Origin of the sequence: Bradyrhizobium sp. AZCC 2262 (assembly GCF_036924535.1) — a bacterium.
Taxonomy (GTDB): domain Bacteria; phylum Pseudomonadota; class Alphaproteobacteria; order Rhizobiales; family Xanthobacteraceae; genus Bradyrhizobium.
The window spans coordinates 3,176,658-3,189,550 of record NZ_JAZHRT010000001.1; the positions used below are offsets into that span (position 1 = coordinate 3,176,658).

At 62.7% G+C, this 12,893-nt stretch carries 14 protein-coding genes and 1 pseudogene; 8 read left to right on the forward strand and 7 right to left on the reverse strand.

Going from position 1 to position 12,893, the window contains the following annotated elements:
* Window positions 1-62: 62 nt before the first annotated feature.
* Window positions 63-1,034, reverse strand: a complete 972-nt coding sequence (locus tag V1283_RS14955) for a glycerophosphodiester phosphodiesterase family protein (protein ID WP_334387233.1) — start codon at window positions 1,032-1,034, stop codon at window positions 63-65.
* Between the two features lie 107 nt (window positions 1,035-1,141).
* Complete coding sequence (locus V1283_RS14960; RefSeq protein WP_334387234.1) at window positions 1,142-2,014, reverse strand: dienelactone hydrolase family protein; 873 nt, start codon at window positions 2,012-2,014, stop codon at window positions 1,142-1,144.
* 122 nt (window positions 2,015-2,136) lie between these two features.
* Between V1283_RS14960 and V1283_RS14965 the strand changes: the two genes are divergently transcribed.
* From V1283_RS14965 to V1283_RS14975, 3 genes are read left to right on the forward strand one after another with little or no spacing between them, the layout of a single operon-like run.
* Window positions 2,137-3,012, forward strand: a complete 876-nt coding sequence (locus V1283_RS14965) for an MBL fold metallo-hydrolase (protein ID WP_334387235.1) — start codon at window positions 2,137-2,139, stop codon at window positions 3,010-3,012.
* Between the two features lie 39 nt (window positions 3,013-3,051).
* Window positions 3,052-3,729 (forward strand): nitroreductase, encoded by a 678-nt coding sequence (locus V1283_RS14970; RefSeq protein ID WP_334393072.1) that lies wholly within the window; start codon window positions 3,052-3,054, stop codon window positions 3,727-3,729.
* Between the two features lie 12 nt (window positions 3,730-3,741).
* A complete protein-coding gene (locus V1283_RS14975) occupies window positions 3,742-4,902 on the forward strand; it encodes an acyl-CoA dehydrogenase family protein (RefSeq protein ID WP_334387237.1) in 1,161 nt (386 codons plus the stop codon).
* A gap of 9 nt (window positions 4,903-4,911) precedes the next feature.
* Here the strand turns inward: V1283_RS14975 and V1283_RS14980 are convergent, their stop codons facing one another.
* Both V1283_RS14980 and V1283_RS14985 read right to left on the reverse strand, forming a co-directional pair.
* The gene (locus tag V1283_RS14980) at window positions 4,912-6,996 is read right to left on the reverse strand and encodes a methyl-accepting chemotaxis protein (protein ID WP_334387238.1); all 2,085 of its coding nucleotides are present in this window, start codon (window positions 6,994-6,996) and stop codon (window positions 4,912-4,914) included.
* Between the two features lie 969 nt (window positions 6,997-7,965).
* The gene (locus V1283_RS14985) at window positions 7,966-8,217 is read right to left on the reverse strand and encodes a hypothetical protein (RefSeq protein WP_334387239.1); all 252 of its coding nucleotides are present in this window, start codon (window positions 8,215-8,217) and stop codon (window positions 7,966-7,968) included.
* A gap of 226 nt (window positions 8,218-8,443) precedes the next feature.
* Here V1283_RS14985 and V1283_RS14990 point away from each other — a divergent pair, with 226 nt between their 5' ends.
* The gene (locus tag V1283_RS14990; protein WP_334387240.1) at window positions 8,444-8,683 is read left to right on the forward strand and encodes a hypothetical protein; all 240 of its coding nucleotides are present in this window, start codon (window positions 8,444-8,446) and stop codon (window positions 8,681-8,683) included.
* A 20-nt stretch (window positions 8,684-8,703) separates the two neighbouring features.
* Here the strand turns inward: V1283_RS14990 and V1283_RS14995 are convergent, their stop codons facing one another.
* Window positions 8,704-9,138: a hypothetical protein gene (locus V1283_RS14995; protein ID WP_334387241.1), complete on the reverse strand. Its 435-nt coding sequence runs from the start codon at window positions 9,136-9,138 to the stop codon at window positions 8,704-8,706.
* 438 nt (window positions 9,139-9,576) lie between these two features.
* Between V1283_RS14995 and V1283_RS15000 the strand changes: the two genes are divergently transcribed.
* From V1283_RS15000 to V1283_RS15015, 4 genes and pseudogenes are all read left to right on the forward strand, one after another.
* Window positions 9,577-9,768 carry a hypothetical protein gene (locus tag V1283_RS15000; RefSeq protein WP_334387242.1) on the forward strand — a complete coding sequence of 64 codons (192 nt, stop codon included), beginning with the start codon at window positions 9,577-9,579 and terminating at the stop codon, window positions 9,766-9,768.
* Between the two features lie 15 nt (window positions 9,769-9,783).
* Window positions 9,784-9,879 (forward strand): annotated as a pseudogene (locus V1283_RS15005) (sulfonate ABC transporter substrate-binding protein); the annotation flags it as partial.
* Window positions 9,880-10,048: 169 nt separating this feature from the next.
* Complete coding sequence (locus V1283_RS15010; RefSeq protein ID WP_334387243.1) at window positions 10,049-10,837, forward strand: SDR family NAD(P)-dependent oxidoreductase; 789 nt, start codon at window positions 10,049-10,051, stop codon at window positions 10,835-10,837.
* Between the two features lie 395 nt (window positions 10,838-11,232).
* Window positions 11,233-11,445: a hypothetical protein gene (locus V1283_RS15015; protein ID WP_334387244.1), complete on the forward strand. Its 213-nt coding sequence runs from the start codon at window positions 11,233-11,235 to the stop codon at window positions 11,443-11,445.
* Window positions 11,446-11,526: 81 nt separating this feature from the next.
* Here the strand turns inward: V1283_RS15015 and V1283_RS15020 are convergent, their stop codons facing one another.
* Together V1283_RS15020 and V1283_RS15025 are read right to left on the reverse strand one after the other, a co-directional pair.
* Window positions 11,527-12,138: a glutathione binding-like protein gene (locus tag V1283_RS15020; protein WP_334387245.1), complete on the reverse strand. Its 612-nt coding sequence runs from the start codon at window positions 12,136-12,138 to the stop codon at window positions 11,527-11,529.
* Between the two features lie 178 nt (window positions 12,139-12,316).
* Window positions 12,317-12,694: a response regulator gene (locus tag V1283_RS15025; protein WP_334387246.1), complete on the reverse strand. Its 378-nt coding sequence runs from the start codon at window positions 12,692-12,694 to the stop codon at window positions 12,317-12,319.
* Window positions 12,695-12,893 lie beyond the last annotated feature (199 nt).

A 12,893-nucleotide genomic window follows, 5' to 3' on the forward strand; every position in this document is an offset into this window, starting at 1 on the left:
CGGGAACAGTTTAGGCCAACGGAGGAGTCCCGGATTGCGCTTCGCTCCATCCGGGCTACAAACTATTTGCGTGCGAGTGGGGCGATGGCCTCGATCTCATTGGTCCAGATGCCGCCGGAATAGTTTTGCGGCAGCCGTGCAAATTGCTCAGGTGTATCTATCCCGGTCGAGAACTCGCCGCCGCTATAGCGGCCGAGCACGAAGACCTCGCTGTTGGCGGCTTTCATGCGGTTGAGGAAACGGTCGGGCCAGCCCCAGAGCCACGGAGCAACGTTGATCGGCAGCATCACCATCGCGTTGGTGCAGGCTTTCGGTACCACGCCGCTCCAGCCGTAGCCGATGTAGCGGAGGAGGCAGCTCTTGATGGTCGAGCGCGAGATCGTTCGGACTTCGGGCGTCTGCTGGCGCACGATGTCGACCGGCTCGTCGCCGCCATAGACCATGATCTGCGCCCGGCGTTCGGCGGGAAGCTTGTTCAATACGGCCGCGAGCTTCTCTCCCTCGGAAGGGTCGCGGCTCTTTACATTGATCAATAGCCGCTGTTCCGGAAAGGCCGCCAGCACCTCGGTGAGCGTCGGCATCAAGCCAATGCCCTTGCCGCGAAAGGGAAAGGTTTTGCCACCGTCGGCGGTATAGCCATGGCCAATGTCGAGCTTCTTCAAATAGGCCATGGAGTGCTCGCGCGTGACCCCGTGGCCATCGGTGCGGCAATCCAGCGTCCAGTCGTGAAACACCGCGAATTCACCGTCGGTGGTGGGGTGAATGTCGAGCTCGACGATATCGGCGCCCGCCGCGAAGCCGGCCCGCATCGAGTCGATTGTATTCTCAAGGTACTCGTGCGTCGGTGGCAACATCCGCGCCGCCGTGCAGGTGTCATTCTTCAGGTCGCGTTCGTCAAAGCGCTGCGCCATTCCGCGATGGGCGAGCAGGACAGCTTGGCCGTCGTGATGCCTGGCGAGAAGATTGGTGTTGTTGAGGTAGATTGCGGCCGCGAGAACGGCGATTGCCGCGGCGTATTTGAGTTTCTTGTTCAAGGACTGCCCCCACGTAGAGGACGCATTCGCTAGGCAGCATTTCTGTTCGATTTGCGGCGGGGGGCAGGGGAAGGCCGAAACGATGGCGGTGACGTCCTTCCGTGCCGCTAGTCCCTTAATCTCTCCACAAATGCGATCGCGCGCTTCAGTGCATCCTCGAGCGCAGAGCGATTGCCTGGAATGGATTGGTGGCTTCGTCCGGGGTCGTCAAAACCATGTGTCGCGCCGGGATAGAGCACGACATCGATCTTGCTGCCCGCGGCGATGGATCGCTGGGCCATGTCCTGGCACCTCGCAGGCGAAACCTCTTCGTCGTCTGAGCCGATCAACAAGGCGACCGGCGCAGTCGTCGCGAGATCGGGCGCAAGCAGGGCTTTCGGTCCGCAGCCGGGATAGAGCGCCAGTGCGGCGCGATAGCCCGAAGTTTTCGCGCCCTGCCTTTGCATTACATTCAATGCAGTGCTGCCGCCATTCGACCAGCCCTGCAGGAAGATACGATGGGGCACGACGTCGCGCTGACTGCGCAGCCAGCTCAGCGCGCCTTCGGCATCGAGCGGCCGCACGGTCTTCTCATTGACGTCGGCGCGATCGGGCTCGTCATGGGTGAAGCGGCCGAAGCCGTGCGCTTTGCCACGTGGTCCAAAACTGTCCGGAAGCAGCGCAACGTAACCGTGTTCCACCCAATACTGGCCCCACATCATGTGCCGCTTCGACAGGCCACTCGCATTGCACGCCGACCTGCTGGCGCGCGACACCAGCGCGCAACCCTTGTTGATGTTGGCTGAGTAGGGCCCACCGCGGCCGTGCAGCATGACGATGGCGGGGTGAGGGCCCGGCGTTTGCGGCTTGAAGAGATAGGCGACGATTTCGGTCGAGCCATCGGCGCTCGGGAAGAACACCGTGTCGGGCGCCGCGAAGGCCGGCGCCGGCAGCGCTGCAAGCATCGGCAGGACGACAAGCTGAATCGTTCGGATAGCCATCTACGCAGCATTAGCAACGTTTCGGACGGCCAATGCAAGGACGCATGGCAAGGCGCGCCGCGCTCGGCTTGTGGGGATCGGAACTCGCAGCTACGTTGCTCCAAAAAGGGAGCGAACGGGCCATGAAGCAGCTCAGGATCGGCGATATCACCATCGACGCTGTCATCGAGCGCGAGGGGCCGTGGCGTCGGCCGCAGGATTTCTTCCCGGCCTACGATGAGGCGGTGTTCAGGCATCATCTCGCCGGCATGGAGCCGGAAGTGTTCGACACGGCGCTGGGGCTGATCGTGATCACCTATCAGACCTTTGTCGTCCGCACGCCGCGCTACACCATCCTGGTCGACACCTGCACCGGCGAGGACAAGGGCCATCCGCCGCCATTCGATTTTCCCGGCAAGGAGCGCTGGCGCAACGAGCTGTTCGCGCTCGGCATCTCCTACGAGCAGGTCGACTACGTGTTCTGCACCCATCTGCACATCGACCATACCGGCTGGAATACCACGCTGCGCGACGGGCGCTGGGTGCCGACATTCCCCAATGCGAAGTACATATTCCATAAGCGGGAATATGCCGCGTGGGAGGCGGAGAATGCCAAGGGCGCCAACCCGCCCGGCACGGTTTTTCGCGACAATTGCCTGCCCATCATGGAAGCCGGGCAGGCCGTCCTGGTTGACGACGATTACGCGCTCGAAGATACCATTACGCTGACGCCGACGCCGGGGCATTCGCCCTGTCACTGCTGCGTCAACATCTTCTCAAAGGGCAAGCGCGCGGTGGTGACCGGCGATCTCATGCATCACGTCATCCAGTGCCGCGAGCCGGAATGGTCGGCGAAGCCCGACTGGGATCCGAAGCAGTCGGCGGTCTCGCGGCGGAAGTTCTTTGCGTCTGTCGCCGGCACCGACACGCTGATCCTGCCGATCCATTTCCCGACGCCCACCGCAGGCCTGATTACCGCAGACGGCGACCGCTTCGATTATCGTTTCAAGAGGGATTGACTGACCATGGGAATGCAACGGACGGACGGAATGCAACGGATGGATTTCGAGACGCTGGTTCAAACCCGCAAGAGCGTGCGCGGGTTCACCAAGGAGCCGGTTTCCCGCGCCGTCATCGAGGACATCATCGCGGTCGCCAAGCGCGCGCCGTCGTCGATGAACACCCAGCCCTGGCACATCCATGCCCTGACCGGCGAGCCGCTGGAGCAAGTGCGCCGCCGCAACATGGAGGAGATGATCGCGGGCGCCAGGCCCAAGCGCGACATCATCAGCCATGGCGAATACCAGGGCGTGCACCGCGGCCGGCAGGTCGATATCGCGAAAAAACTGTTCGCCGTGATGGGAATTGCCCGCGACGACAAGCCGATGTGGCAGGACTGGGTACTGCGCGGCTTCCGGCAGTTCGACGCACCAGTCTCGCTGGTCCTGACCTATGACAAGGTTCTCGATCCCGGCGCGGTCTGCCATTTCGATCTCGGCGCGCTCTGCTACGGCATCGTGCTCGCCGCCTGGGACCGCGGGCTTGGCAGCGTCATCAACGGGCAGGGCATCATGCGCTCGGACATCGTACGCGAAGTCGCGGATATCCCCGAGGACGAGGTCATCATGACCTGCGTCGCGATGGGCTATCCCGACGACAGCTTTCCGGCCAACGCGGTACGCTCCGATCGCGAGCCCAATGACGATTTCGTACGTTATGTCGGGTTTGCGGACTGAGAGGTTTTTTCGATGAGCAGCGATGAAGAGACTGCCATGATCCGCGAGACGGTCGCGAAATTCGTCGACCGCGAGCTGATTCCACTCGAGCCGCATTACCTGAAGTCCAAGCTGCCGGGCTCCGATCATCCGGAACTGACCGTCGAGCAGAAGCAGCGGCTGCGGACGGTCTCCAAGGATCTGGGATTGTGGGGCCTCGATGCCCCCGAAGACCTTGGCGGCCATGATCTGCCGACCCGCACCATGGCCGCGGTCCACGAGGAACTTGGCCGCACCTGTGTGCCCTTCGTTCTGCCGCCGGACTCGCCGAACCTGCGCATGCTGCAGGCGGTCGGCACCGAGGCGCAGAAGACGAAATATCTTCAGCCCTATATCGAGGGCCGGATGAGTTCCGCGATCGCGATCTCCGAGCCCGGCGCCGGCGGCGATCCCGCCGCCATGAAGACCCGTGCGGTGCTGGAGGGCGACCGGTGGGTGCTGAACGGCCGCAAGATCTGGATCAGCAATGCCCGGGCTGCCGATTTCATCATCGTCATGGCCCGCGTCGGTAACGATGCGCGGCAGGGCGGCATCACCTCTTTCATCGTCGAGAAGGGCACGCCCGGCTTCATTATCGAGCGCGAGATTCCGATGCTGGCCGGCGGCGCGACCTACGAGATCGTGTTCGAGGATTGCCGCATCCCCAAGGACTCGGTGCTGGGCGAGGTCGGCAAGGGCTATGCGCCGATGCAGCTGCGGCTGCGCACGCGGCGGCTCGAGATGGGATCGACCTGCATCGGCATCGCCAGGCGCGCGCTCGACATGCTGTGCGAACACGCCAGGCAGCGCGAGACGTTCGGCGTCAAGCTCGCCGATCGCCAGGCGATCCAGTGGTGGATCGCCGATATCTCGACGCGCATGCATGCCTGCCGGCTGATGGTACGCGATGCCGCCGACAAGACCGATCGTGGCGAGGACGTGCGCCACGAAGCCTCGATGATCAAGGTGTTCGCGACCGAGATGGCCTATGAGGCCTGCGACCATGCCATGCAGACGCTCGGAGCGCTCGGCATGACGCTGGAGCTGCCGCTCAACGCGCTCTGGCAGAAGGCGCGCCTGATGCGGATGTACGAGGGACCGAGCGAGGTCCACCGCCAGTCGATCGCGCGCCGCGTGCTGGGGCTACGGGGATAGCGCGCGAGCTTACGCTGCGCGCACCTCCGAGAGGAAGCGGTTGACCTGTCCGGCGAGATCCTTGGACTGCGAGGACAGTTGCTCGGCAGCGCCAAGCACCTGATTGGCGGCGGCGCCGGTGTCATCGGCGGCCTTTTGGACGCCGGTGATGTTGGAATTGACCTCCTGGGTGCCGCGCGCGGCTTCCTGGACGCTGCGAGAGATTTCCTTGGTCGCGGAGCCCTGTTCCTCGATCGCCGCCGCAATTGCGGTGCCGATCTGGTCGATCTCGCCGATCACGTTGGCGACGTTCTGGATCGCCGTCACGGTCTGGTCGCTCGCTGCCTGGATCGCTGCGATCTGTTCGGAGATTTCGGTTGTGGCTTTCGCGGTCTGGCCGGCCAGCGATTTGACTTCGGAGGCGACGACGGCAAAGCCGCGGCCGGCATCGCCGGCGCGCGCGGCCTCGATGGTCGCGTTCAGCGCCAGCAGGTTGGTCTGCGCGGCAATGCTCTGGATCAGGGTGACGACGTCGCCGATTTTCTGCGCGCCGTCGGCGAGCGAGCGGGCGGTGTCGCCGGTGCGCCGCGCATTGTCGACCGCGCGGGCGGCGATTTCGGTCGATTGCGCGACCTGGCGACCGATTTCCGAGATCGAGGAAGCCAGTTCCTCGGTGGCGCTCGCCACCGTCTGTACGTTGGCGGAGGTCTGTTCGGAAGCGGCGGCGACGATGGCTGCCTGACGATTGGTGAGGGTGGCGGTCGACGACATCGACTGTGCGGTGTCTTCCATGATGGATGACGCCGACGACAGCCCGCCGACCAGTTCGGTGACCTTGGCTTCGAACACGCGGGTGAGTTCGTCGAGCACCTGGGCGCGGCGCATCTTGCCGTCGCTCTCGGCGGCCTTCTCGGCGGCGAGCCGTTCCGCTTCGATCATGCTGTCCTTGAAGACACCAACAGCAGCAGCCATCGCGCCGATCTCGTCGCCGCGCCCGGCGCCGGCGATTTCGCCGGATACGTCACCGCCGGCCAGCCGCGTCATCGTGGCGGTGAGGTCGACGATCGGCCTGCAGACGCTACGGCGCACCATTACGATCAGACCGGCGCTGGCGGTGGCAACCGCAATGAGGACCGCGAGCGCGATCAGGAAGCTGAAGCGCGCGGAGGAATAGTTGGCGCCGAGAATTTGCTCGGCATTGTCGTAGAACGCGTTGCGCAGATCGACCACGGTGCCGAGGCCTTTCTGGGATTCTGCGTAGAAGAAGTCGACATCGTGCTCGTATTTGCCTGAAGCGGCGCCGTCCTTGACGAGCTTCAGCTCGTTACCGAAACGGCCGACATAGGCTTCGTTCATCTTCTCCAGTGCCGACGCCACATTGGCCGGCGTCGCCGGGTTGCCGCGCAGTTCCTGCAGCGACATCAGGATCTGGTCGGCACGGCCCTGAGAGCGGGAGTATTCCATCTTTTCGGCCTCGGTGGCGGCGCGCTTGGCGCCGACGAGGTTCTTGTGGATGCTGGCGTTGTAACCGCCGACGTCGCGCAGGTTCCAGGCGATGTTGGCATAGACCGCCTGCCGGTAGGCATCGCCGTCGAGCTGCGCCATGCGGCGCACCTGCTCGTCGAGCAGCTTGGTGGCCGCGGCGTTGAACACGGCATTGTCGGCGACGATCTTCCTGGCGGCATCCTTGCGCGCTTCGGCCGGGCCATCGATCGCCTTGTCCATGGCGTCGCGCAGGGCGTTGAATTTCACGTTCAGCTCGTCGATGCCGGTGCCGACCGCCGCGGCGTCGTCGAGCCCGCTGGACAGGTTCTTGCGGATCGCATTCATCTTGTCGCGCGCGGCGTCAGTCGGCTTGCGCATTTTATTATTGAGTTCGGCCCGAATATTGGCATCGACCGCGGGCGGCCCATAGAGGATGTTGGTGGCAAAGCCGCGCTCGGGATTCATGTAGCGCGGGATATCGCCGATCGCGCGCACCACCTCCAGCCGGCTCTGCGCGATCGAGACCTTGTCCATGGTCTGGTACTTCGAAGTCGCCACATAGACGGCGAGGCCGCCACCCACGGCGGAAAGCGAGACGATGGCAGCGGTGAGGAGGGTGCCGATTTTCATGGGATTTCAGACCATTTGGACTGGTGGGAGAGTGCGGGCCACCAGTATAGGTGGTGCGGATTAATCCCCGGTTACGGTTGGCATTTCACGCTGGCTTGTTCCATTTCGGGACGGCGGCGCGCGGATCATGCCGACGTGTTTCGACGATTGGCCGGGCGCTTCGCTCCTCGCAATGACGGCGAAAACTGCATGGGCTCGTCATGCCCGCGAAGGCGGGCATCCAGTACGCCGCGGCCTATCGGTTCAGTCACTGGCGCCTCTGGAATACTGGGTCACCCGCCCCAGTGCGCAATTGCGCACAAGGCGGGTGACGACGATCGAATATGGCGCGGCATTCTCGCGACGCATTGCGTCCGAGGTTTTGCATCTTCTTTTGCCCTCTTTAAAAAACTGAGGGCGCAGGGAAGACCGGGTGCTTGCTGCACCCGCGGTCTCGCGTGCGATTTGCGCAAACAAAATTGCACACGAGCATACAGGGCAGCGGGAGCATTCCGGCCTTCCCTGCGCAATGGCTTTACGGCTTACTTCGTGCTCTCCCCGGTGAACGGCTCTTTTGCCACCGTCGCTTCACAAGATAACCCGTGAAACTTAGCGCCAGCACCGCGGCGCCCGAACCACACGACTTCGCCGTACGCTCGAGCCGCACACGTCAGTCGCAGCTCTCGCGTCCATCGCATCTCACCGCGCGTTCGTGACGATGGCCAACGCCCCTCATCCGCCGTGAGACGGGCGGAGATATGCGACTGATTTGCCCGACGTGTTAAGCGGAATATTTTTGCGTGAAGGGCTGGACAGGTTTTGACTGATTTGCCCGTCGTGCCAATTGGTCGCAGTTGCGCCTCGAGATTGCGCTTGCGCGTAAAGCAAATCAGTTCGCGGTCCGCAGGACGGGCAAAGCGACAGCGCAATCGAAGTAGATGGTGGGCACGGCGCGAGGGCGCCTTTGCCCACCTTACGCCGCTGTTCCACTCACTGTGTTTCCTCGGTGGCGGGCTTCGATGCGGATTTCGATTGCTGTGCCTTGGCGTCCATCTCCTGACAGGGCAGTTGCGTCCACGAACCGTCGGCCGCCTGCTGGTAGGCATGGCAGGAGGAGGCCGCGGGCGCCTCGGTTGCTTTCGCCGTATGCGAATGCGCGCTGGAATTTCTGGCGAGCGTCGGCGCTGCCAGCGTGAGAAGGGCCGCCGCCGAGCCGAAGAGGATCGCTTGCCCTAACCGCATGGGAAATGCTCCTTTCTCGAAAAGCGAATGCCCTCCTTCTAAAGAGGATTGTGGAGATTTTTGGAAATGCCAGCGCGTGTTGGCAGCGCTTGCTTAACGCTTTGCAAACGCGCGAGGCGGCGCCCGGCTGATGCCGCCTCAGCGCAAGACGAATTCTGTTCGCGCGCCAAGGAACCGGTTCCATCGGCTGTGCGTTGCCTTGGCATCATGCCGAGGGCACGGCGTCATGCGTCCGAAAACATCGCTCTTCAATGCGCTGCTGACCCATTTCCTGATGGGCGTGGCGCTCGGGCTGTCGCTGGTGCTGTTGCTCGGCCTGTTCGATGCCTTTCATGTCAGGGACCTCGTTGCAAAAAGCGACGCACCTGTTCAGACCACACTGATACTGGTCACGACCTACGGGCTGATGTTCGGCATCGGCGCGACGCTGACCGGCCTGGTGCTGACGCTGGAAGACGAGAGCTGAAGGCAACGCGGTCTGCCTGATCAACGGCGCAGGCGGCCGATCGTGCCGGCGACGATCTGCATGGTGACGCCGACCACCCATCCGGCCATGATCATCGATATCCATACCAGATGCGGATCGTGGCGCAGTACGATCACGCCGACGCAAGCGAACGCCGAGAACGCCGCAAGGAAGGTGCCGATCGCGCTGAGCAGTTCCGGCGTGTCGATCTTGCCGACCCAGGCGCCATCGGCGGGCCGGTCGTTCGTTTTGCTGAAGGGCAATGGCGGCGTATCGATGCCGAGATAAAAGCCGACGGCGCCGCCGATCATCATCAGGAGCAGGAAGGCCTGGTTGGTAAGTGCGGAATGGCTCGTTCCCACCAGCGCCGCCACAAACAACCCGCTCGCAGCCCCTGCCATGGCAAGCCCAAGGCGTTCCAGAACGTGGGCGACTTTTCGAACGCGGGTTTGCATGGTGGTGAGCCCGCCGGTTACAAGCCAAGGTTAGGACGATTTTGGGCGAGGTGGAAGCAACCTGACGGTGCAGCGTTGTGCCGAATTGATCCAGCGCAAGGCGCGGCACGCGCCGGTACTTTCGCGCTATGGCGTCCCCGCAAGATGGATCCGTCCGTTTTGCAGCGCTTGCGGAGAAGAGCGCTGATGTCGCGGTGAAAAGATTGGACACCCATTTCATTGACCAATTCGGCGAACCACCGGATATTTGATGCAATTTTTCGTGTTCAGGGTCACCGCATGAGATTGAATCCAAAGCCAGCCGTGGGCGATATGCGCAAACGCATCACCCGCCGCTGCGTCTCGGCGGCGACCGGCGCCTGTTGCTGATCCTCCCGTAGCAAACCCAGAGATCACGCACTCGACAGGAGCGCCGACATTGTCGGCGAATGAACACCCATGTCCAAAGCCTACATCATCGAAGTTCACAACCGCACCGCCGGTATCGTCGCAGGCAACGAGCGCGGCTTCACCTTCTTCTCCTCCGATCGCGCTTTCGATCATCTCGATGGCCGCGATTTCCGCACGGCCCGCGAGGCGGAGCGCGCGGCGAGGGCGGTATTGGGCGGCAGGCAAACCAGCACGCATTAGCCGTCGCGTCGTGCCGTAAAGAGCCAGCAGGCGATTGCCGATCGCTTTGCGAAGCTCGGCCTGATTCCGAAGTCGGTCAACGTGCCTGATATCATCTGGAAATGGTCGCCGGGTCCTGATGCCCAGCGCATCGATTCCGGAAATCGGGGGCACGTATGGGGCGGACATGGCGGGTCCGCCCCATTTCTGTATGAAGCGTTGCGGCTGAAGACGGGTTGCGCCAAACCGAAATTGATGGCGGACTGCGGGCCGCTTGTAACGCCTTCGGGAGCCGAACGTCATGAGTATCTTCGACACGCCCTTCGATCCCGCGCGTGAGACGGCGCTCGTCACCGGCGCGGGCAACGGGATCGGCCGCGCGATTGCGCAGGCGCTGGTGGGTGAGGGCGTGCGCACGGTGTTTGCAGATGTGAATCCGGAAACGGTAACTGCGGCGATCAAGACCTCGCCGCGGCCGGAGCTCGCCGTGCCATGGATCGGCGATCTTGCCGATACCGCCGCGCGCGATGCGCTGCTGGCGGAAGCTGCCGCCGCCGTGGGACGTATGACGCATTTCGTGCACAGCGCCTCGCCGCCGCGGCGCGAAGCCGATCACGCGTTCGGCGTCACCACGGAGACCTGGGCGCGGATGCATGCGGTGAACCTTGAAGCCGGATTCCACCTCTCCCGCGAACTGGCGCGTAAGCTGATCGCCGACAAACAGCCCGGCTCGTTCCTGCTGCTGACCTCGCTGCATGCCGGCACCCCGCGCAACCTGCCGCATTACTCGACGTCGAAGGCGGGGCTTTCGATGCTGGTGAAGGAACTGGCCAAGACGTTCGGCCGCTTCGGCATCCGCGTCAACGCGCTGGTGCCCGGCGCGATCGCGGCCGGCGGCTTCATCGCCGATCCCGCGCTCGCGAAACACATTCCGCTCGGCCGGCTCGGCCAGGCCGCCGACCTCGCGCCGCTAGCGCTGGCGGTGCTGTCGAACCGGATATCGGCCTACGTCACGGGCGCCGCGATCGTGATCGACGGCGGGCTGTCGCTGACGAACTGGTTCGAGCCGCCGGGGTTGGGGGATTTGTAGGATGGACGGAGCCAACGGGTCCGGCACCGCGGGTCCGGCCACGCATGGTGGAAAGTACGATTGGCCAACTCAACGGTGAGGTGCGCTTTGACCGGCGCGACCAAGGGCTAAGAATGCGAATTGCCTGGCACCCCAGAAACAGGAGCGGCGAGAGAGCTATCGGGCCATCTGTTCGGCTCCGCCATCTCCATCGGGTCCAGTTTATCGCAAAAGACGCACTTCAACTCGGTGCGTCCCGTAAAGCTGGGAGCCGGCACCATCCTCTTACCGCAGTGCAAGCAGCGGGTGACACGGTCCATCGCGACCCTCCCTATCATTTCGACCCTAACGAGCAGGGGGAACCTAGGTTCCATTGGGGAGTTGCATATCCGACCGCGTCAGTGAGGAGATTACAAATGCAGGCTGCGATTGATCGTGTAATGCAAACCTACGTGATGATGGTCAATCTCACGCCGAAACAGGAAAGCGATGTCCGAGCAAAAGTCTCCAGATTTTTGGAAGACAAAGGCGATGACGAACGCAGGTTAGCAGTTGAAGGCCTCAGGCATCTGTTAGGTCATGCCACGAAGCGCCGTCGCGCGGCTTCAGCTCAAGACTGCGTCGAGTAGCTCTCGTGGCTGGTAGGGCTTCATTGAGAGAGCGGCCCCGGATTGCGCTTCGCGCCAGATGGTCTTCTACCCCAACCCCGGTCAGGAGAACCACTGCCGTGAGTCCGGGCTCAGGCCTTCATCTGCGAGCGCTCTGACGACCGAAGGCGTCGTCTTCATCCGCGCGAGATAGCCGCTGAGCCGCTTTGGTACTTCGATCTCAAACTTGCCAGCCCACATCAGCATCACGACGAGATATGGGTCTGCGATCGTCATCTGATCCCCCACCAAAAATGGCCTGTCGGCAAGCTGCTCAGCGACTGTAGCGAAATGCTTGACCAGCAATCGCCGTGCCTTGGCCCGTTCGACCGATGTCGCATCGCGGTGGAAAAACGGTCTGAAGTTTGTGTGGAGTTCGGTAGTCATGAACGAAGTAGCCTCGAGCGCGCGCCAACGGTCCAGACCGTTTTCGGGAAGCAGCGCCCCGGCCTGATGGGCGATGTAGACAAGAATGGCGAGATTTTCGGTAAGGACGGTTCCGTCGTCGAGTTCCAGAGCGGGCAGAAGGCCTTTTGGGTTGATCGTCAGAAAGTCGCGCCCATCTTCGGTCCGCTTGCCACGATCGACTCTCATGAGCCTGTATGGAAGTGCCGTCTCGATGAGAGCGATGTGGTCAGCAAAGCTGCAGCCGCCCGGAGCGTAGTAGAGGATCATTAGAGAGTCTCCCTGAGAGAGAAACTTTGATCCATTGCGAGATAGTTGGCTTGTTGTTTTGCGACCAGTAAGTCACTTTGTCGAGATCGCATAAGCCAGGCGTTTCCTCGGCGAACCCGAGCACCTCGCCGATGCGGCGGCGGACGCGATCCATTGTCGGCGGCGTCCGGCCAGCTAGCTAAGCCGTCGCGCTCTTCATCGTCGAGGCGATGACCTGTGCCAGCGTCTCCAGCTGGAACGGCTTCTGCAGGGCGGGGCGGTCGCGATATTCATGGGGCAGGCCGGAGGAGCCGTAACCGGTTGCAAAGATGAACGGGCGGTTGCGCGCCGTGATCAGTTCGGCGACCGGCGTGATCACCTTGCCGTTGACGTTGACGTCGAGAATGGCGAGATCGAATTCGGTCGATTGCACCAGCCTGACCGCTTCGCCGATTTCGCCGGCCTCGGCAGCTACGCTGTGGCCCAGCTCTTCCAGCATGTCAGCGACCATCATCCGGATCATGACCTCGTCTTCAACGAGGAAAACAGAACAGCCCGCAGGCCGTGTCGCTATCATGAGGGGAATCCTTGCCCTTCCAAGGCCTTGAGGTTCGCAAAAAACACCCCTTGGTGCAACGTCGACATGAACCGGCATGCTCTAAAACGAAGACTCCTTCAACGAGCGGTGCCCCAACGCCGGGGGAGAGGTAACGGTTCCTGTGGCCGGAACCAAAATCTTGAGGAAATTCTTCCTTAAGTGTGCGGAGGCTATTACA